We start from the raw sequence: 18,770 nt of genomic DNA on the forward strand, positions 1-18,770 counted from the left end.
GACGGCGCTTGCGATGGATCGAGCCGCCAGCCCTCGTTTGATCTGCCATGCAGCCTTGGCGAAGCGAAGCGTTCTGCCTCATTCCCGACACAACTTCGCGCGTTTTGGGCCCGTCGTCGGGGGACGGCACGCAGAACTATCTGCGACTGCACGGGACGTGGGGACACTGCTTGAAATGCGAATAATCAGCTATTTCTTTATGATGCTCGTTGCCGCCGGGGCTGCGATGGGCGGCGCGAATGACGCGTTCGCCGACGCTTCGATGGATCGCGTGCTGGAAAAGCTCGATCCGGAGGAACGCGCACACCAAGCGTGCAGCCTGCGCGGCCTCGACGCGATCCGGAAAGGCACGCATCTCAAAGCGATCGACCGATTGAAAACCAGCAGCAGGAGCTTGGCGACGTTCAAGGATAACGTCGTGATGGCCAACGGCGCAGCACTCCGCGCGGGCAAACATTGGTATGCGCTGACGTACAAGTGCACGGTGTCCGACGACCAGATGAAAGCAAAAACGTTCGATTTCAAACTCGGCGCAGAAATTCCCGAGGACAAGTGGGAAGACTTCGGACTGTGGAAGTAGCGCCGGGGTGGGAGCGGCGGCAGAGTTCGCCAGCCGTGATCAGGTGAACGTCACGACCATGCCGTCATAGGCCGGCTCGACGCCCTCCGGCAGTTCATTCGCAAGCTTCTGATAGTCGAGTTCGCTGGTCATGTGCGTCAGGATCGTGCGCTTCGGCTTCAGGCGTGCTGCCCAGGACAGCGCCTGCTTGACGCTGAAATGGCTTTCATGCGGCGTGTAGCGCAGCGCGTCGACGATCCAGACGTCGAGGCCCTGCAGCAGCGATATCGAGGCTTCCGGCAAATCGTTGATGTCGGGCGAGTAGGCAAGATTGCCGATCCGGTATCCAAGCGACGGCATCGTTCCATGCGACTGCAGGATCGGCTGCGCCGTGATCAAGCCGCCGCTGCCGCGAACCGGGATGGGCGACACGCCGTCGATCTCGTGTCCGTTGAGGATGGGCATATAGGGCGAGCCGTCAGGCGTTTCGAAGCAATATCCAAATCGCGATTTGAGGCTCGCGCCGGTCGCGGCGTCGAAATAGACGTCGATGCGCTTCTTCATCGAAAAAGCGATCATGCGGAGGTCGTCGATGCCGTGCGTGTGATCGGCGTGATCGTGCGTATAGAGAACGGCGTCGAGGCCGGTCAGGCGCGTCGCCAGGATCTGGGCGCGAAAATCCGGCGACGTGTCGATCAGCACCGCCGTCTGTCCGCCGGGGCCTTTACGTTCGACGAGCGCGGAGCATCGCAGCCGGTTGTTTTTCGGATTTTGCGGATCGCACGCGCCCCAGTTCATGCCGACGCGAGGGACACCGCCGGAAGAGCCGCATCCGAGAATCGTGAACCTGTAAGTCATGCGGCGGCCGATCCGCGCGATCCGGCCGAGGGACGCTTGGCCTTTTGATAAAGGCGGAAGAAGTTGTCCGTCGTCGCGTTCGCTAGTTCGGCGTTCGAGATGCCTTTGACGGACGCCAGCGTCGCGGCGGTGCGCACGACGTAAGAAGGTTCGTTGCGTTTTCCCCGGAAGGGATCGGGCGCGAGGAACGGTGCGTCCGTCTCGACGAGCAGGCGATCGAGCGGGACGTCGCGGGCGATGTCGCGCAACGCGTCGTTCTTCTTGAACGTGATGACGCCGCTGAACGAGACGTAGAGCCCAAGCACGAGCGCGCGCATCGCGAGTTCGCGGCCGCCGGTGAAGCAATGCAGCACGGCCGGGAACGCGCCCTTCGCATGCTCGTCTTCGAGAATGGCGATGGTGTCGGCATCGGCGTCGCGCGTGTGAATTTCGAGCGGCAAGCCGGTTTCGCGGGCGGCTGCGATGTGGCGGCGGAAACCCTCGGCCTGCGCTTCCGGCGTCGAATGCTTGTAATAGTAGTCGAGACCCGCCTCGCCGACCGCAACGACCTTCGGATGTGCGGTGAACTCGATGAGCTTTTCGAGCGGGATGTCGAGTTCCTCATGCGCGTTGTGCGGATGCGTTCCGACCGAACAATAAACGTCGTCGAAGCGCTCCGCGACCGCACGCACTTTGTCGAACTGGCGGATGCGCGTCGAGATCGTCACCATCGTCCCGACGCCAGCTTCGCGCGCGCGCGCAACAACCTGATCGAGTTCGGGTGCGAACTCGGGAAAGTCGAGATGGCAATGATGGTCGACCAGCATCACGATTTCTTGCCCTTGGGCTCCTCGGGATCGACGTAGCGCGGGAACACGCCCTGCGGCTCCGGAATCGCAGTGCCGGCCTTGAGGCGTCCCGCCGATCCCAGACTTGCAAATGTGCGCGCTTCCGCCGGAACCGCAAGGAGGTCGAGCAGCTTTGCCGCGCTCTCGGGCATCACCGGTTGCGCGAGGATGGCGAACTGGCGCACGCACTCGGCCGTGACGTAAAGGATCGTCGCCATGCGCGCCGGGTCGGCCTTCTTTTTCGCCCACGGCTCTTCGGCCGCGAAGTAGCGGTTGGCCTCCGCGACGACGGCCCAGACGGCATCGAGATACTTCGTGATTGCCTGACGATCCATCTCGCCCCGCGCGGCCTCATAAAGCGCGTCGGTCGCATTGAGGATCGCGGTGTCTTCGGCGCTAAATGCGCCGGGCTGCGGAATGGCGCCGTCGCAGTTCTTGAAAATCATCGACAGCGAGCGCTGTGCGAGATTGCCGAGATTGTTCGCGAGATCGGCATTGATCCGGTTCGCGATCGCTTCGGCCGAATAGTTGCCGTCCTGCCCGAACATCACTTCGCGCAGAAAGAAGTAGCGCAACGCATCGCGGCCGTAGGCTTTGACGAGATCGAACGGGTCGACGACGTTGCCGACCGACTTCGACATTTTCTCTCCCTTGTTCAGCACGAACCCGTGGCTGAAGACGCGCTTCGGCAGAGGCAGTCCCGCGCTCATCAGGAAGGCTGGCCAATAGACGGCGTGAAAGCGCACGATATCCTTGCCGATGACGTGTACGTTGGCGGGCCAGTAATGCGCGCGCGAGCCCTGCGGATCGGTCAATAGCCCGGTCGCGGTCACGTAGTTGTTCAGCGCGTCGATCCAGACGTACATCACGTGCCCCGGCGCGTCGGGCACCGGGATGCCCCAGTCGAGCGTCGTGCGCGAGATCGACAGATCCTCGAGCCCCATCTTGACGAAGCTGACGACCTCGTTGCGCCGTTCGGCGGGCAGGATGAAGTCCGGATTGGCCTCGTAGTGCGCGAGAAGCTTGTCCTGATACGCCGACAGGCGGAAGAAGTAGGTTTCTTCCTCGTTCCACTCGACGGGCGTTCCGGTTGCGGTCGCGAAGCGCTGGCCCTCGCGGACCTCGGTCTCGGACTCCTTGTAATAGGTTTCGTCGCGAACCGAGTACCAGCCGCCATACGGACGCTTGAAGATGTCGCCCGCCTTCTCCATGCGGCGCCAGAGTTCGGCGCAGGCATCGTAGTGGCGCTGTTCCGTCGTGCGGATGAAATCGTCGTTCGAGAGGCCGAGCGTCTTCACCATCTCGATGAAGCGCGCCGAATTGCGGTCGGCGAGTTCGCGCGGCGTGACGCCTTCGCGCTCGGCCGTCTGCTTCATCTTGAGGCCGTGCTCGTCGGTGCCCGTCAGGAAGAAGACGTCCTTGCCGTCGAGGCGTTCGAAGCGTGCGATGACGTCGGTTGCGATGGCCTCGTAGGCGTGGCCAATGTGCGGCACGCCGTTGGGGTAGGAAATGGCCGTCGTGATGTAGAATTTTTCGCGCAACGGGTGAGCTTCCTTGTCGATCGTCTTTGGGCGCGGCAAAGGCTTCCGCTCAGCCGCGGCTCGCGGCCTCAAGACGCGCGAAACTTCCGAGAATGAGCGATTTGCGGTCAAGGTTCAGGGCAGACGTATCCGCCTTGTCGCGGGCCGTTGTTTCCCATAGCTCGGCGAATGTGGCAAGGCGTGCGGGTCCGATCAACCGGCCTGCGAGAGCGATGTCGCGCTCCGGGCCCTTCCCTGTCGCCTGGACGGAGATGAGCCGGGCGATGGTTGCCTGGTAAAGCTCGAAGAATAGCTCGAATTTGCGCTCCTGGGCGGCTGCCTGCAGGTCGTCGCCGAGGGCGTGCACGGCTTTGGCGTCGAGCTTCGGCAGGCCGTTCAGGATGGCGTCGATGCGGGCTTGGAGCGCCAATCCGCCGCCACCGAGCAGCGTCAGGGCGCGGCCGACACTGCCTTGGGCCAGCGGAAGCAGCGGCTCCCAATCATGGGCCTCGGGGACGGGCTTCCCGGCGCTCGTCAGAGCCTGCGCCGCGCCGCGCTTCAGATCGGCTTCCGAGAGCGGTGACAAGACCGCGATCCGGCATCTCGACCGTATCGTCGGCAGCAGCCGTCCCGGCGCCGACGTGACGACGAGAAAGATCGTGCGCGGCGGCGGCTCTTCGAGCGACTTCAGCAGCGCGTTGGCGGCGTTCGCGTTCATGTCGTCGGCGCTGTCGACGATGACGACGCGCCAGCCTTGCGATTCCGCGCTCAAGGCGAGGAAGGTTTTGAGGCGGCGCACCTCATCGACAGGGATCGTTTGCGAGAACCGCTTTGTCTTCGGATCGTAGGTGCGGCGGATGACGAGCAGGCCCGGATGCGACAGTGCGCGGATCTGCCGGTCGGTCGGCGAATTGGGCTCGATGCTCATGCCCTGTCCGAAGAGATCGCGTTCCTCGGGTCGCGCCAACGCGATCTTCGCGAACTGATACGCGAGCGTCGCCTTGCCGATGCCCTTAGGCCCTGCGAGCAGCCAGGCGTGGTGCATGCGCCCGCCTGCGAGCGTGTCGGTCAGCATCGACAGCGCCGCGTCGTGACCGATGAGCGAAAGCGTCTCGCGCGGATGCGGAAAATCGTCGAGCCGGTCGGCCTCTGGCAGTGGTTCGGCGTCGGCGATCAATGCCGCGCGCGCCATCAGCGCGCCTCGACGAGCAGATGCGCCGATACGGCTTGCCAGACGGCGGTCTCGACGCTCGAAACCGGCAGGCTCGCGTCAATCAGCACGCAGCGCTTCGGTTCGCTGGTCGCGATTTCGAGAAAGCCCTTGCGCAGGACTTCGTGCGTTTCGATGCGCTCGGCGTCGTAGCGCGAAAGCGTGCCGCGGTTCTGCGCGCGCTCGACGCCCTCGGTCGCCGGCAGATCGAGGATCAGGGTCAGATCGGGGAAATCGGGCGAGACCGTATAGCGCTCGAGAAGTGAAATCAGCTCGGGCTCGAGACCGTAGCGCTTGCCTTGATAGACTCGTGTTGAATCGATGAAGCGATCGGAAATGACCCACGTGCCATCGTCGAGCGCGGGACGGATCACAGACGTCACATGCTCGGCGCGTGCTGCCGCGAACAGCAGAAGCTCGGTCATGGGATCGGTCGGGCGATCCTTCATGATGAGGTCGCGCACATCCTCGCCGACCGGCGTGCCGCCCGGCTCACGCGTTATGATGACCGGCACGCCTGCACGCTCAAGGCGTTCCGCCAGGCGCTTTGCCTGGGTGGATTTGCCGACGCCCTCGCCGCCTTCGAACGTGATGAATTTTCCGCGCTTCATGGGCCTCGCCTCACTGCCTCGCGCGTACTCTAGAACGCCAAACGGCGCAATGCCATCAGAACGAGGGAATCGAGACCTTCGCGCACGATGCCGCCTTTTTGGACGTCCTCCGTGGCATAGAGCGGCAGTTCGTTTGACGCGCTCGTCGAACTCGACAGTTTCAGCGTCGCGACCTGATCGCCCTTCTTCACCGGCGGTTTCAGCGGCGCCTTATAGACGATCTCGGCCGAGATCTTCTGATTGGCGGGGAATTTCGGCACGGTGAATGTCACATCGGCATTGGCCGCGAGCGGCACATACCAGACCTTGCCGCCCCAGACACGCGCCTGACCGATGACTTCATTCGCATCGTAGAGCCGCACGGTGTTGAACGAATTGAAACCCCAGTTCAGAAGCTTGACGGCTTCCTCCTTGCGCTGGTCCGCTTTTTCCAAACCGCTGACGACGACGATCAGGCGCTTGCCATCCTGCACCGCCGATCCGACGAGGCCGAAGCCCGCGGCCGCTGTGTGTCCCGTCTTCAATCCGTCGGCGCCGATGTTCTGAAACAGCAGCGGATTGCGATTGATGAAGCGGTGCTTGCGGTAGAGGAATTCCTTCTGCGCGAAGACCGGATAGTAGTCCGGATACTCATCGATGATGTAGCGCGCCAGGACAGCGAGATCGCGCGCGCTCATCACCTGCTGCGGATCGGGCAGGCCGCTGGCGTTCGTGAATGTCGATTTCGTCAGGCCGATGCGTTTCGCTTCGTCGTTCATCATGCGCGCAAACGCGGGTATCGAGCCTGCCATGCCTTCGGCGACGCACATGGCCGCGTCGTTGCCCGACTGTATGACGATGCCCTGAATGAGTTCGTCGACCGTGACCTTGGTATTGACCGGAACCATCATCGCCGAGGTTCCGGACGGCGCGCCGCCGTTCCGCCAGGCGTTGACGCTCATCGTGAACTCGTCGGTCTTCTGAATGCGCCCTTCCTTCATCGCGCGGAACAGCACGGCAAGCGTCATCAGCTTGCTCATGCTGGCGGGCGGCGCGGGCTCATCGGCGTGCTGCTGAAACAGCGTCGCGCCAGTCGCTGCATCGATCAGAATGGCGCGCGGAGCTTTCGACGTGAAAGCAGCCTCGGCGGCGAGCGCCGGATTCGCTTCTGGACCTACCGCCGTCAAGACAGAGATCGCGATGAGCGCCGAGACAAGAACCCGGGCGCAGGCTTGGATCAACATCGGTCTGCAAACTCGCTTTCGACTGCTCTTCTTCAAGCAGCATTTTGCGACGAGCTTCAGTATCCAATCCGGGGGCGTCCTGGTCAACGCCAGCGGCCGCTCCGCCCACTAATCCGTGACGATTGCGCTGTTCGTGACACCGTAGGCCGCAATCTGATTTTGCGTCCGACCCGCAGCGTCCGGCGAGAACGGTCCCATGCGCACGCGATAGACCTGCATTCCATCAGCGGTTTGCACGGGCGCGACTTCGATCGGCCCCAGCGTCCCAAGCTCACGGCGCAGACGTTCCGCGTTCGAACGCTCGCTGAAAAGTCCGACTTGCACGTACGTCCGTGCCGGCGCGAACGGCCGAACGGCGGCCGGCGGTGCCGTCAGCGACATGCGCTGATCTTCGAAACTCGCTGTTTCAAGCGGTCGGTTCGCGTAGTCGCGTCGTGCCGGCGGCGACGGCTTCCCCGTCAGCCCGTTTCTGTAGCCAATCGGCGACCATTGCGCGGGTGCAGGCGGCGAGGCGGAGGCATAAGCTGGACGAGCGTTCTCGTACTGCGGTGGCGCGTTTCTGTATGACGGAGGCGCGTCATAGCGGTTCGATGCCTGCGCGACGGGCGGGAAAGAATTCCCGCGTCCCGACTGCTGCTCGGCGAGATACTGGCGCTCACGGCTGTCGTTGCCGTTCAGCGGCGCGCGTCCGGCATACTGCACCTTGACGCGGGCGCGGCCGTGATTGAGGTAGCCCAATTCCTTTGCCGAGGCATAGGACAGATCGATGATGCGGTCTTTCACATAGGGCCCGCGGTCGTTGACGCGGACGAGCACGCGTTTGCCATTGTCCAGATTGGTCACGAGCGCATAGCTCGGCAGCGGCATCGTCGGATGCGCGGCGGTCAAGGCGTGGGCATCGAAGACTTCGCCGTTCGCCGTCTTGCGGCCGTGAAAGTCGTCGCCGTACCACGAAGCGACGCCGCTCTCGACGTAATTGGGATTTTCGTGCGGCACGTACCAGCGGCCAGCGACCTTGTAGGGCGAGCCAAGCTTGTATCTGCCGCCGCCTTTCGGGACGTTGCGGCTGGCGGTCACGCGAGGGCTCGAGCTGACGCCGTAGTCGTCTTCGGAAAAGACCGAGCGCGAAACTCCGCCGACCGTGCGGACGGGCGGGTTGCTCGAACAGGCGGATACGATCGCCGCCGCGGTCGTCACCAGCATGGCGCGTACGGCCAGCCGGCCTGAGAGGCCCCTGCTCATTTACGCATACTCAACTCGATACGCTACGCCCGCCCAGCGCACCCTCGATGCTCAGGAAAGCACGCGAGGTTGGCCGAAGCTTGCCGGAAAGATGACAAATGCGGCTTAGGATCAGGTTAAGCGCCCGTGGGGCGTCACGCCGCTTGAGGACGGAAACCGAAACGGATAGGAGGGACGCTCCGGAACGCGGCACGCGGTAGGTCCGCGTTCGGCATTGCGTTGTAGCGACGCTTTGGAAGGGTGGCCGAGTGGTTTAAGGCAGCGGTCTTGAAAACCGCCGTGGGCGCAAGTCCACCGTGGGTTCGAATCCCACCCCTTCCGCCAGAAGCCGATGGGCCGGTGTCGGCCAGCGTCGCTCGATGCGATTTTTCTCATTGAATTCCCTTGAATAAGTTGGGCTGGCATCTATGTGCGTCGGCGGGCGTCGCTTAGCATCGCCTCAAATTTTGTGGACCAGTTTGTGGACCGGACATGCCGAAAACTACGCATCGACTGACCGCAGTCTCCGTCACCAATATTTCGAAACCCGGCCTGCACGCCGACGGTACCGGTCTCTATCTAAAGGTGAGTCCCACCGGCGCCAGGTCGTGGGTGTTTCGCTTCATGCGTGATGGAAAGCCTCGTTACCTCGGGCTCGGTTCAGCAAACACCGTCAAGTTGGCAGCTGCGCGCGGGCTCGCTGGACAGGCGCGACAGCTGCTTCAAAACGGCGTTGACCCAATCGAGGCGCGCAAGCAGGCAGTCGCTGCCGCACGTGCCGCTACAGCCAGAAGTGTCCCATTCAAGGAGTTCGCAGAGAGCGTTGTCGATGCGCGGGAGGCTGGGTGGAAGAACGCCAAGCATCGGCAACAGTGGCGCAACAGTCTAAAGACGCACGTCTACCCGAAGCTCGGCCACCGGCCGGTTTCGACCATTACGACCGATGACGTGCTTGAAGTTTTGAAGCCGATCTGGACGAAGACACCGGAGACGGCGTCTCGCCTCCGCGGCCGTATCGAAACAATTCTGGATGCCGCAAAGGCGCGGGGCGCGCGTTCAGGGGAGAACCCAGCCCGTTGGCGCGGGCACCTTTCCAACCTCCTGCCAAAGACGTCGAAGGTCGCACGCGTCATGCATCACCCAGCGCTGTCATTTTCCGACCTGCCAGTCTTCATGGCACGGTTGCGCGCGTTGGAGGGTGTTTCGCCGCGTGCGCTCGAATTCACGATCCTGAACGCAGCGCGGACCTGCGAGACGATCGGAATGCGATGGGCAGAAGTCGACTGGAAACAGAAGCTCTGGGTTGTACCCCCCGAACGTATGAAAGCGGGCAAGGAACATCGCGTGCCGCTTTGCACACGCGCCGTCGATATCCTGAAAGAACTCCAAACGGTGCAACTCAACGAGTTCGTATTTCCCGGTTTGAAATCCGGACGCCACCTTAGCGACATGTCCCTTCTCATGTTGCTGCGGCGCATGGATCGGGACGAAATCACTGTCCATGGCTTCAGATCGACATTCCGAGATTGGGCAGCCGAAACAACAAGCTTTCCAAATCACGTTGTTGAAATGGCGCTCGCGCACACGGTAGCCAATCAGGTCGAGAGTGCGTATCGGCGCGGTGATCTGTTCGAAAAGCGTCGCAAGCTGATGAACGCTTGGGAACGCTACTGCCTCTCCAGTTTGAATGTGATCGCGTTTCCGGAAATCGAGTCGGCGACGAAGGACAGAGCGCATGCAAGCAGATAAGCATCGCACCGATTTTCCCACGAGATATTCAGAGGAACTTGCTAACGATTTCTCTCAGATCCTGTGTCTTCCGAAAGCAGCCGAGAGGCAGTTCTTTTTTGACGTATATCTTGAGGTGTCCAACTTTCACTTGTTCGCAACTTGGACATTGCCAGCAGAAAGAAGAAAAGCCGATCTTAAAACGGCTTTTGTCGAACTCACCAAAGTGCAGGAGGCGGCCAGATCGTTACTCGCCTCATTAGAGCGTCTAAGTGAACATGCTCAATTGACGATGGCTATCTCGCTGATAACGGGGCTCGATGGTCCCACCGATTCCCGTGACTTCAGCCGAACCGCAATCGCTCGCGCCATCGAGTATTTTCCACGGTTGGCGAAAGGCATCGATAACATCGCCTCCATGGGTATAGAGCTAACCGCGTGTAAGGAGCAGCAAAAACTGCCGATTAATCCGAACAACACGGATAGTCTTCGAGTTCTTCCGAAAGTTGAGCGCGGACGGGATCTATGGGCATTTGAACACTTCGCTTACCAAGTCGCGCGATGGGCTCGCTGTTACGGGGGCACTGTAACAGTTGATAAAAACTCCGGTTCAGGAACTTTGGTTACCTTGCTCAGGGAGCTTGCAAGCTATCTTCCTTTACATGCGTGTCCGCCGTTTGTGTCTGACGCCACGAGTTTGAAGGGGTTGAGTCGGCTGGACAAAATCAGACAGTCGGCGGTGGAGGGCATCACTTGGCCAGTCTGGAAGAAGGTGTCACACTCCGTACTGGAGAATAAGACAGCCTAAAATATTCTCTTAGCTGTCGTAGAACCAAACCGCCGTCTGCGACACGCTCTCCGACGTAAAGCGACGGAGAGATTCTATGAAGCCATTAAAACGCCGACCAGCAGGCCGCCAACGCGCTGCAACGCCCTGTGCTGCTGCACCAAAATCGACACCCCTTGAAACTGCCGTGCGTTTCGAAACGATGGCGACGAATTCGCCGGTCCGACGCGCTGCCTTCACGATCGATGAAACGGTCGTCATGACCGGCGTTGGCCGGGATTTGATCTACGAGGCGATCAAGAGCGGGCGCCTTGTTGCCCGCAAGCTGGGACGCCGGACGATCATTCCAGCCGATGCACTCGAAAAATTTATCGCGCACCTTCCCCTTGTGGGAGCGGGCTAACCGAATAATTCGCGACAAACAATTTGGCCGCCCGGGTTGCACCCCGAAGCGGCCGAAAAACCAGCAATCGATGGCGCGAATGTAAGTTATTCGCGCGTTTTCCGCAAGCGTATCGCGGGCGCCATCTCGTCCGAACTGGGGATTCGGCCATGGCACATGAACTCGCGAGCCTGCTCGCGACGGACGTCGATAATGTAACGTGGGCACTGCTCGGCAAGCCATCATCTCTGTCCCGCAACGAAATCCGTTACGGGCGACATGGCTCGCTTGCGATTGTGCGCGAGGGACCAAAGCGCGGCGCTTGGTTCGATCACGAAAGCGGTGAAGGCGGTGACTTGATCGCACTGATCATGCGGGTGCATGGCGTCAATTTTCACCGTGCGCTCGATATCGCCCGCGCCTTCCTTGGAGGCCTGGCGCCGGTACACAAGCCACTTCCGAAACCCGCGCACGCGCCGCACAACGCTTCTGACGACGCTGAACGGCGGCAAGCATTCGCCGTAGCACGATGGCAGAAACGGCGCAGCTACCGCGGTTCACCCGCCCAGCGCTACCTTCTCTCGCGTGGGCTCGACGTCAGCGTCGCGATTGACCTCGATCACGTCCTCGGATGGGCCCCCGATGCGCATGCGATGGTTGCGCTCATGACCGATCCGGTGACCGTTGAACCCTGCGGTATTCACCGGACGTTTCTCGATCGCGATGCTCACAAGATCGAGCGCAAGATGCTTGGTAAGCAGGGCGTTATACGCATTTCGCCGGATTACGAAGTTGTAGAAGCCATAGGAATTTGCGAAGGGGTCGAAGACGCGCTCGCCATTCTCGACTCTGGATGGAACCCGATTTGGGCAGCGACCAGTGCCGGTGCCATAGCCCGTTTTCCAGTACTTAGAGACATATCATCAATAACGATTTTCTCTGACACGGACCCTGTCGGATCCGCAGCAGCGAACAAATGCGCTTCGCGATGGGCCGCAGCCGGGCGCGAGTGTGCCGTCGTCGCGCCGGGGAGCAATCCATGAAGGGGGTCGCTGCAAAAGATCCCCTGGATGCGAAATTGCGTGGCACAAATCTGCTGCACGAAGCAGACGCTGCTCCTCGCATATCGAAGAGCGAACGACCGCCAGAGAATACTCTCGCGGATAAGGTTGCAGTTATCAGACCTCGGGAGAATTCCGCTGTCAGCCAACTTGACGTCGACCGACCGAGCGGATTTTCCGACGAAGCGCTCGCGCTTGACTTCGCTCACTATCACCGAGACGACCTGCGCTACGTTGCAATTTGGGGTAAGTGGCTCCTATGGAGTGGAACGCAGTGGAGGGCTGACGATACACTCATGGCGTTCGACCTCGTGCGTCACGTTTGTCGCGACGCTGCGGCCCGGTGTAAGACCGAGCGACTATCTACTACGATCGCAAGCGCCAAGACCGTCGCAGCAGTCGAGCGCCTCGCCAAGGCTGATCGCCGACTAGCCGCAACGTCGGATCAATGGGATGCGGATGCTTGGGCGCTGAACACGCCGGCTGGCCTTGTTGATCTACGTACTGGCATACTCAAGCCAAGCTTGCCATCAGATTACAACACACGCTTAACGACCGTCGCACCGGGCGGCTCATGCCCGATTTTCCGCGACTTTCTCAATCGCATTACGGGCGGCGATAAGGAGTTACAGAAATTTCTACAGCGCGCATTTGGTTACGCCTTGACCGGTTCCGTGCAGGAACATGCTCTGCTTTTCTTTTACGGCACGGGTGCGAACGGCAAATCGGTGTTGCTCAAAACAATTAGCGACATCCTTGGCGACTACCACCAGCAAGCGCCGATCGAAACGTTCACGGCATCCATTCATCAGCGCCATGAGACTGAACTTGCAGCCTTAAGAGGCGCGCGTCTTGTAACAGCGGTGGAAACCGAAGAAGGGCGCCGATGGGCCGAGGCTCGCATCAAAACGCTCACGGGAGGTGACAAGATCTCTGCGCGCTTCATGCGGCAGGACTATTTCCAATTCGACCCTCAGTTCAAGCTTGTCATCGCGGGCAATCATAAGCCTGGATTGCGCACTGTCGACGAGGCGATCAGGCGTCGGTTCCACCTCGTGCCGTTTGCGGTAACGATACCTCCGGCTGAACGAGACCCGGATTTGACCACCAAGTTGCAATCAGAATGGCCAGGGATACTGAAGTGGATGATCGAAGGTTGCCTCGAATGGCAACGCCGTAGTTGAACAGCATGGTAAACTCCTGAAGCTCGCGGCGCGCCTGTTCGCAATCTGCGAGCTCACGCCGCACCTTCATGGCCAGACATTCTGCTTCGCAGAGCTTGCGAATGCCCTTGAATAGAGTGGAAACGCCGATGACGAGCGCGAGAAGCGCAAGTGCGACAAGAACATCGAACTCCATTGGTCCCCCAAATGTCAGGCGGGTTTTGCTTATTGAACATTTCAATTATTATTGCATTATTTGTTTATGCAAAAAGCCGAAGCCGTTATCTGACTATCCGCGCTCGCCCATGAGCAGCGCCTCGCGATCTTCCGTCTTCTGGTGAGGGAGGGACCGTCGGGCTTGCTCGCTGGAGAGATCGCCGAAGCCGTCGGCGCAACGGCCGAGGCCAGCGCCAACAACAGAACAATCAGCGTGCAGTCTTTCCCATGCGAACTTCACTTCCGCGCAAAGAGGTATTTGAGCAGCGCCGCGATGCCGAGCACCAGCGCGGCAAGTAGGAGCAGGCCGAGAATGTCCATGCCCCACATCATGCCGCCCATGCCATTGCCCATCATTACCCCGCCTCCTCAATGTTGAGGCGGCGTGTCCGCAGCGAAGCCTTCAGCGGCAAGCGCCAGCCCTTCACCAGCCCGTAGATCGCCGGGATGACGATCAGCGTCAGCAGCGTGGAAGAGACCATCCCGCCGATCATCGGCACCGCAATGCGCTGCATGACCTCCGAGCCGGTGCCGGTGCTCCACATGATGGGCAGCAAGCCCGCCATGATCGCCACCACCGTCATCATCTTCGGCCGCACGCGCTCCACCGCGCCTACCATGATGGCGTGGTACAAATCGGCGCGCGTATAGGGCCGCCCTTCAAGGATGCACTCGGCCTGCACCTCGCGCGAGGCGTGGTCGAGGTAAATCAGCATCACCACGCCGGTCTCGGCGGCGACGCCCGCCAGCGCGATGAAGCCCACCGCCACGGCAACGGACATATTGTAGCCGAGCCACCACATCAGCCAGAAGCCGCCGACTAACGCGAACGGCAGCGACAGCATCACGATGAGGGTCTCTGTGAGCCGCCGGAAGTTGAGGAACAGCAGCAGGAAGATGATCATCAGCGTCACCGGAACCACCAGCTGCATGCGGGCCTCGGCGCGTTCGAGGTATTCGAACTGACCGCTCCACACGAGATAGGTGCCGGGCGGCAGCTTCACCTGCTCATTCACCGCCTTGCGCGCGGCTTCCACGTAGCCGCCGAGGTCGCGGCCGCGGATGTCGACGTAGACGTAGGTCGCAAGCTTGGCGTTCTCGGTGCGGATGGTGGTCGGGCCCTGGGTGAGCTTGATGTCCGCCACTTCGCCCAACGGCACGGTGCCACCACCGGGCAATGAGACCACCACGTCCTTGGCGATGGCCTGCGGGTCCGAGCGCAGGTCGCGCGGGTAGCGCAGGGCGACCGTATACCGTTCGCGGCCCTCGACGGTGGTGGTGAGGGGCTCCGCACCAAGCGCCATCGAGATCACGTCCTGCAGGTCCGAGATCATCAGGCCGTAGCGCGCGAGTTGCTCGCGGTTGGGCAGGATTTCGAGGTAATAGCCGCCCATCACGCGCTCAGCATAGGCGCTGGAGGTGCCTGGGACGGTTTTGAGGACGGTTTCGACCTGGCGGGCGACCTGGTCCATGGCCGTGAGGTCGGTACCGATCACCTTCACGCCGACCGGCGTGCGGATGCCGGTGGAGAGCATGTCGATGCGGGCCTTGATCGGCATGGTCCAGGCGTTGGAGACGCCGGGGAACTGCAGCGCCTTGTCCATCTCCGCCACCAGGCTGTCGGTGGTGACGCCGGGGCGCCATTCCTCCTTCGGCTTGAGATTGATGATGGTCTCGAACATCTCCGTCGGCGCGGGGTCGGTGGCTGTCTGCGCCCGCCCCGATTTGCCGTAGACCGAGGCCACCTCAGGAAACGACTTGATGATGCGGTCCTGCGTCTGCAACAGCTCCGCCGACTTGGTGATGGAAAGCCCCGGCAAGGTCGTGGGCATGTAGAGCAGCGTGCCTTCGTTGAGGTTCGGCATGAACTCGCTGCCGACCTTGGTCACCGGCCATATGGAAACGGCGAGGATGATGACGGCGAGCCCAATGGTTAGCGTCTTCGCCTTGAGCACGGCTTTAATCACCGGGCGGTAGATGGCGATCAGCGCGCGGTTGATGGGATTCCTCTCCTCGGGGATGATGTGTCCGCGCACAAAAATCACCATCAGCGCCGGCACCAGCGTCACCGAAAGCAGCGCGGCCGCGGCCATGGCGAAGGTCTTGGTGAAGGCCAGCGGCCCGAACAGCCGCCCTTCCTGCGATTCCAGCGTGAAGATCGGCAGGAACGACACGGTGATGATCAGCAGCGACAGGAATAGCGCGGGGCCGACCTCCGCCGCTGCGCCGATGAGAATCTGGATGCGCGGTTTGTCCTTTGGCGCCCGCTCCAGGTGTTTGTGGGCGTTCTCGATCATCACGATGGCCGCGTCGATCATTGCGCCGATGGCGATGGCGATACCGCCGAGGCTCATGATGTTGGAGCCGATGCCGAGCGCGCGCATAGCGGTGAAGGCGATCAGGATGCCGACCGGCAGCATCAGGATGGCGACCAGCGCGCTCCTGACGTGCAGTAGAAAGATGATGCACACCGCTGCCACGACGAGGCTTTCCTCGACCAGCGTGTGCTTCAAGGTTTCGATGGCACGGTGGATCAGTTCGGAACGGTCGTAGACCGGCACCACCGAGGTCCCGGCGGGGAGCGACGGCATGATCTCCTTCAGCCGGTCCTTGACGTTGTCGATGACGGTCAGCGCATTGGCGCCGGAGCGCTGCAAGGCGATGCCGCTGGCAACCTCGCCATCACCATTGAGCTCGGCAATGCCGCGCCGTTCGTCGCCGGCGATCTCGACGTGAGCCACGTCCTTGAGCAGCACCGGCGTGCCGCCATCGGCCTTGACCACGATGTTGTTGAGGTCGTTGATGCTCCTGAGATAGCCGCGGCCGCGCACCATGAACTCGTGCTCGGACAACTCCAGGGTCCGCCCGCCGACGTCCATGTTGTTGCCGCGGATGACGTCGCGGATCTTGGAGAGTGGAACATCCAGCGCGCGCAGGCGGCTGGGGTCGACGACGACGTTGTACTGCTTGACGAAGCCGCCGACGCTGGCGACTTCGGCCACGCCTTCGGCCTTCGACAAGCCAAAGCGCACGTCCCAATCCTGCATCGAGCGCAGATCGGCGAGGGATTTGTTCGGCGACTGCAAAACGTATTGGTAGACCCAGCCCACGCCGCTGGCATCGGGGCCCAGTGTTGGTGTCACGCCGATAGGCAGGCGCTTGGCGGCGGCGCTGAGATACTCCAGCACGCGCGAGCGCGCCCAATAGATGTCGGTGCCGTCCTCGAAGATGATGTAGACGAACGACACGCCGAAGAACGAGAACCCGCGCACCACCTTGGAGCGCGGCACGGTCAGCATCGCGGTGGTCAGCGGATAAGTGACCTGGTCCTCCACCACCTGCGGTGATTGTCCGGGGAACTCGGTGTACACAATGACCTGCGTGTCCGAGAGGTCGGGGATGGCGTCTAGCGGCAAGGTCCGCACCGCCCACACGCCAGCCACCACCACGAAGGCGGTGGCGATGAGCACCAGCATCAGGTTTTTCGCCGACCAGGCGATGAGGCGCGCGATCATTGGCTGGCCTCCGTGCTGGACGGCGTGGTGGCCGAGGCGTCGAAGCCCTTCAGCGCCGATTGCAGGTTGCTTTCGGCGTCGATGAGGAAGTTGCCGTTGACCACGACCTTGTCACCTTCGGAGAGGCCACTGAGCACCTCGCGGAAGCCGTCGCCGGTGCGACCGAGCTTCACTTCGCGGGGCTGGTAGCGGCCGTTTCCAAGGTCGAGCAGCGCGACTTGCCGATTGCCGCTGTCGATCACAGCGCTGGCGGGGACGGCCAGGGCGTCGGCGTTGCCGCCGGTGGCGATCTCGACGTTGCCGTACATGTCCGGCAGCAGCGCCATGTCCGCGTTGGCCATCTCGATGCGGACTTGCGCGGTGCGGGTCTCCTTAATCAGGTGCGGGTAGACCACACCGACCTTGCCTTCAAAGACCCGGCCGGGGTACGCGCGCATCGTGACCTTCACGCGCTGTCCTGGCTTGATCAGGGCGATGTCGCCCTCGGCCGCGTCCGCCATCATCCACACCACAGAATGGTCGGCGATGCGGAAGCCCACGTCGCCTTGCTTGAATCCCTGGCCGTCGCTCCAGTTGCGTTCCAGTACGTCGCCGCTGATGGGGGCGCGGATGGTGAAGATGTCGGGCACCTGTCGGTCGCGCTTGACTTGGTCGATGAATTCTTGCGTGACGCCGAGGTTCTGCAGCCGGCGGCTGGCGCCGACCACACCGCCGGGGCCCTTGAGGCTGGGCGGGGTGAAAGTGTCGTCGCTGCGCGTGAAGCCGGAATTCTGCTCGATGAGCAGGCGAGCGGCTTGGTCAAGGATGGCTTGGCCGAACACCGTGGCCAGCACGTCGCCCTTTCGCACATGCGTGCCGGTGGTGATGTCGCCGACCTTGACCACGTAGCCATCGAACTTTGGCGCCACCACAGCAACGCGGCGTTCGTCGATGGCGACCGCGCCTGGCGCCTGGATGGTGCGGATGATGGGGTGGCGGCCGACTTCCACGGTCTCGACGCCGGTGCGCTGGATCTTGCCCGGCGACACCCTGATGGAGCCGTCATCGCTGTCGTCGCCCTCATAGACAGGGATGTAGTCCATCCCCATCGAGTCTTTCTTCGGCACCGGGGACGTATCCGGCAGGCCCATTGGGTTGCGGTAGAATTTGATCCTCTTGTCGCCGGGCGAGGAGGCCGCCCGCGCAACGGCTTCGGTCTTCGGCCTGGGCTCGAAGGATACGTCTTCGCTAGCCTGGACGGCGACGTAGGCCTTGCCATCATCCGTGTTGCGCGGCGCCAGCGAATAGAACGGTTTGCCGTTCGGGTCGCGGTAATAGACGACGGGCCCGCTGGCGGCGGCATGCGTTTCGGTCATAGCCGCTGCGGGCGACAGCGGGAGCTTGATGAGGCCGGTCTGGCAGGCCCACAAGCCGGCTCCCGCCGCAGCGATAATCGCTGCGGCGGAAACCAACCCCTTGGTCACGCTCATTGCTCGGCCTTGACGATGAGCTTGCTCTCGACCGTGCCGGTCTCGCCCTGCACTTTGGCGCCGAGGGAAAGGGCCCATTGCCCGACCATGCCGAGGTAGGTCTTGAACGTGTAGACACCAAGTTGGGTGGATGAGACGGCCTCGATCGGCGCGGTCATCGTCTCCATCCCTTCCGGCCCCATGTCGATGCGCTTGGCAAAGATCACCGCATCGGCGATGGCGCGCCCGGAGGGCTTGTGGACCAGCTTCACCGAAATGACCGCGGCCCCAGCCTTCACGTCCTTGTCGAGAAGCTGGAACTCGTAGTCCTCGGTGTTGGCAAATGCCGTGCCGGCCATGCTTATTAGCAGCGCGACGCCGATGGCGGCCGCGCGCAACGAGGATCGTTGCATGTTGGGTATCTCCTATTGTCATGAACCT

The 18,770-nt window shown here is 61.9% G+C and carries 16 protein-coding genes and 1 tRNA gene; 7 read left to right on the top strand and 10 right to left on the bottom strand.

The window, feature by feature from the left end; all coding sequences use genetic code 11:
* Positions 1-175 precede the first annotated feature (175 nt).
* Positions 176-580, top strand: coding sequence for a DUF930 domain-containing protein (locus HDEN_RS08485; RefSeq protein ID WP_013215692.1), 405 nt, complete (start codon positions 176-178; stop codon positions 578-580).
* A gap of 39 nt (positions 581-619) precedes the next feature.
* Here HDEN_RS08485 and HDEN_RS08490 read toward each other — a convergent pair whose 3' ends face one another.
* The 7 genes from HDEN_RS08490 to HDEN_RS08520 form a co-directional block, all read right to left on the bottom strand.
* Positions 620-1,417 (bottom strand): MBL fold metallo-hydrolase, encoded by a 798-nt coding sequence (locus HDEN_RS08490; RefSeq protein ID WP_013215693.1) that lies wholly within the window; start codon positions 1,415-1,417, stop codon positions 620-622.
* Positions 1,414-2,223, bottom strand: coding sequence for a TatD family hydrolase (locus tag HDEN_RS08495; RefSeq protein ID WP_013215694.1), 810 nt, complete (start codon positions 2,221-2,223; stop codon positions 1,414-1,416). Before HDEN_RS08495 ends, HDEN_RS08490 begins: the two co-directional genes overlap by 4 nt.
* Positions 2,223-3,785, bottom strand: coding sequence for a methionine--tRNA ligase (gene metG, locus HDEN_RS08500; protein ID WP_013215695.1), 1,563 nt, complete (start codon positions 3,783-3,785; stop codon positions 2,223-2,225). The genes HDEN_RS08495 and metG overlap by 1 nt, the downstream gene beginning before the upstream one ends.
* A 49-nt stretch (positions 3,786-3,834) precedes the next feature.
* On the bottom strand, positions 3,835-4,956 hold the full coding sequence (locus tag HDEN_RS08505; RefSeq protein ID WP_013215696.1) for a DNA polymerase III subunit delta': 1,122 nt from the start codon (positions 4,954-4,956) through the stop codon (positions 3,835-3,837).
* Positions 4,956-5,585 carry a dTMP kinase gene (tmk, locus tag HDEN_RS08510; RefSeq protein WP_013215697.1) on the bottom strand — a complete coding sequence of 210 codons (630 nt, stop codon included), beginning with the start codon at positions 5,583-5,585 and terminating at the stop codon, positions 4,956-4,958. The genes HDEN_RS08505 and tmk overlap by 1 nt, the downstream gene beginning before the upstream one ends.
* 29 nt (positions 5,586-5,614) lie before the next feature.
* Positions 5,615-6,808 (bottom strand): D-alanyl-D-alanine carboxypeptidase family protein, encoded by a 1,194-nt coding sequence (locus tag HDEN_RS08515; protein ID WP_013215698.1) that lies wholly within the window; start codon positions 6,806-6,808, stop codon positions 5,615-5,617.
* 108 nt (positions 6,809-6,916) lie between these two features.
* Complete coding sequence (locus HDEN_RS08520; protein ID WP_013215699.1) at positions 6,917-8,050, bottom strand: septal ring lytic transglycosylase RlpA family protein; 1,134 nt, start codon at positions 8,048-8,050, stop codon at positions 6,917-6,919.
* Between the two features lie 234 nt (positions 8,051-8,284).
* On the opposite strand from HDEN_RS08520, the gene HDEN_RS08525 reads away from it, so the two are divergent.
* From HDEN_RS08525 to HDEN_RS08550, 6 genes are all read left to right on the top strand, one after another.
* A tRNA-Ser gene (locus tag HDEN_RS08525) sits at positions 8,285-8,374 on the top strand.
* Positions 8,375-8,521: 147 nt separating this feature from the next.
* Positions 8,522-9,778: a tyrosine-type recombinase/integrase gene (locus tag HDEN_RS08530; RefSeq protein ID WP_013215700.1), complete on the top strand. Its 1,257-nt coding sequence runs from the start codon at positions 8,522-8,524 to the stop codon at positions 9,776-9,778.
* Positions 9,765-10,565 carry a hypothetical protein gene (locus HDEN_RS08535; protein ID WP_013215701.1) on the top strand — a complete coding sequence of 267 codons (801 nt, stop codon included), beginning with the start codon at positions 9,765-9,767 and terminating at the stop codon, positions 10,563-10,565. Before HDEN_RS08530 ends, HDEN_RS08535 begins: the two co-directional genes overlap by 14 nt.
* 166 nt (positions 10,566-10,731) lie before the next feature.
* On the top strand, positions 10,732-10,947 hold the full coding sequence (locus tag HDEN_RS08540) for a helix-turn-helix domain-containing protein (RefSeq protein WP_049775264.1): 216 nt from the start codon (positions 10,732-10,734) through the stop codon (positions 10,945-10,947).
* A gap of 149 nt (positions 10,948-11,096) precedes the next feature.
* Positions 11,097-11,969: a toprim domain-containing protein gene (locus tag HDEN_RS17755; protein WP_013215703.1), complete on the top strand. Its 873-nt coding sequence runs from the start codon at positions 11,097-11,099 to the stop codon at positions 11,967-11,969.
* Positions 11,966-13,171 carry a phage/plasmid primase, P4 family gene (locus tag HDEN_RS08550; RefSeq protein WP_013215704.1) on the top strand — a complete coding sequence of 402 codons (1,206 nt, stop codon included), beginning with the start codon at positions 11,966-11,968 and terminating at the stop codon, positions 13,169-13,171. The genes HDEN_RS17755 and HDEN_RS08550 overlap by 4 nt, the downstream gene beginning before the upstream one ends.
* Before the next feature lie 551 nt (positions 13,172-13,722).
* On the opposite strand, the gene HDEN_RS08555 is transcribed toward HDEN_RS08550, so the two are convergent.
* The 3 genes from HDEN_RS08555 to HDEN_RS08565 are packed head-to-tail and all read right to left on the bottom strand — an operon-like array spanning position 13,723 to position 18,742.
* Entirely contained in the window at positions 13,723-16,881 is a 3,159-nt protein-coding gene (locus tag HDEN_RS08555; RefSeq protein WP_013215705.1) for an efflux RND transporter permease subunit, read from the bottom strand.
* On the bottom strand, positions 16,878-18,350 hold the full coding sequence (locus HDEN_RS08560) for an efflux RND transporter periplasmic adaptor subunit (RefSeq protein ID WP_013215706.1): 1,473 nt from the start codon (positions 18,348-18,350) through the stop codon (positions 16,878-16,880). Before HDEN_RS08560 ends, HDEN_RS08555 begins: the two co-directional genes overlap by 4 nt.
* Entirely contained in the window at positions 18,347-18,742 is a 396-nt protein-coding gene (locus tag HDEN_RS08565; protein ID WP_013215707.1) for a FixH family protein, read from the bottom strand. The genes HDEN_RS08560 and HDEN_RS08565 overlap by 4 nt, the downstream gene beginning before the upstream one ends.
* Positions 18,743-18,770: the final 28 nt, after the last annotated feature.

Source organism: Hyphomicrobium denitrificans ATCC 51888 (assembly GCF_000143145.1).
Classification (GTDB): domain Bacteria; phylum Pseudomonadota; class Alphaproteobacteria; order Rhizobiales; family Hyphomicrobiaceae; genus Hyphomicrobium_B; species Hyphomicrobium_B denitrificans.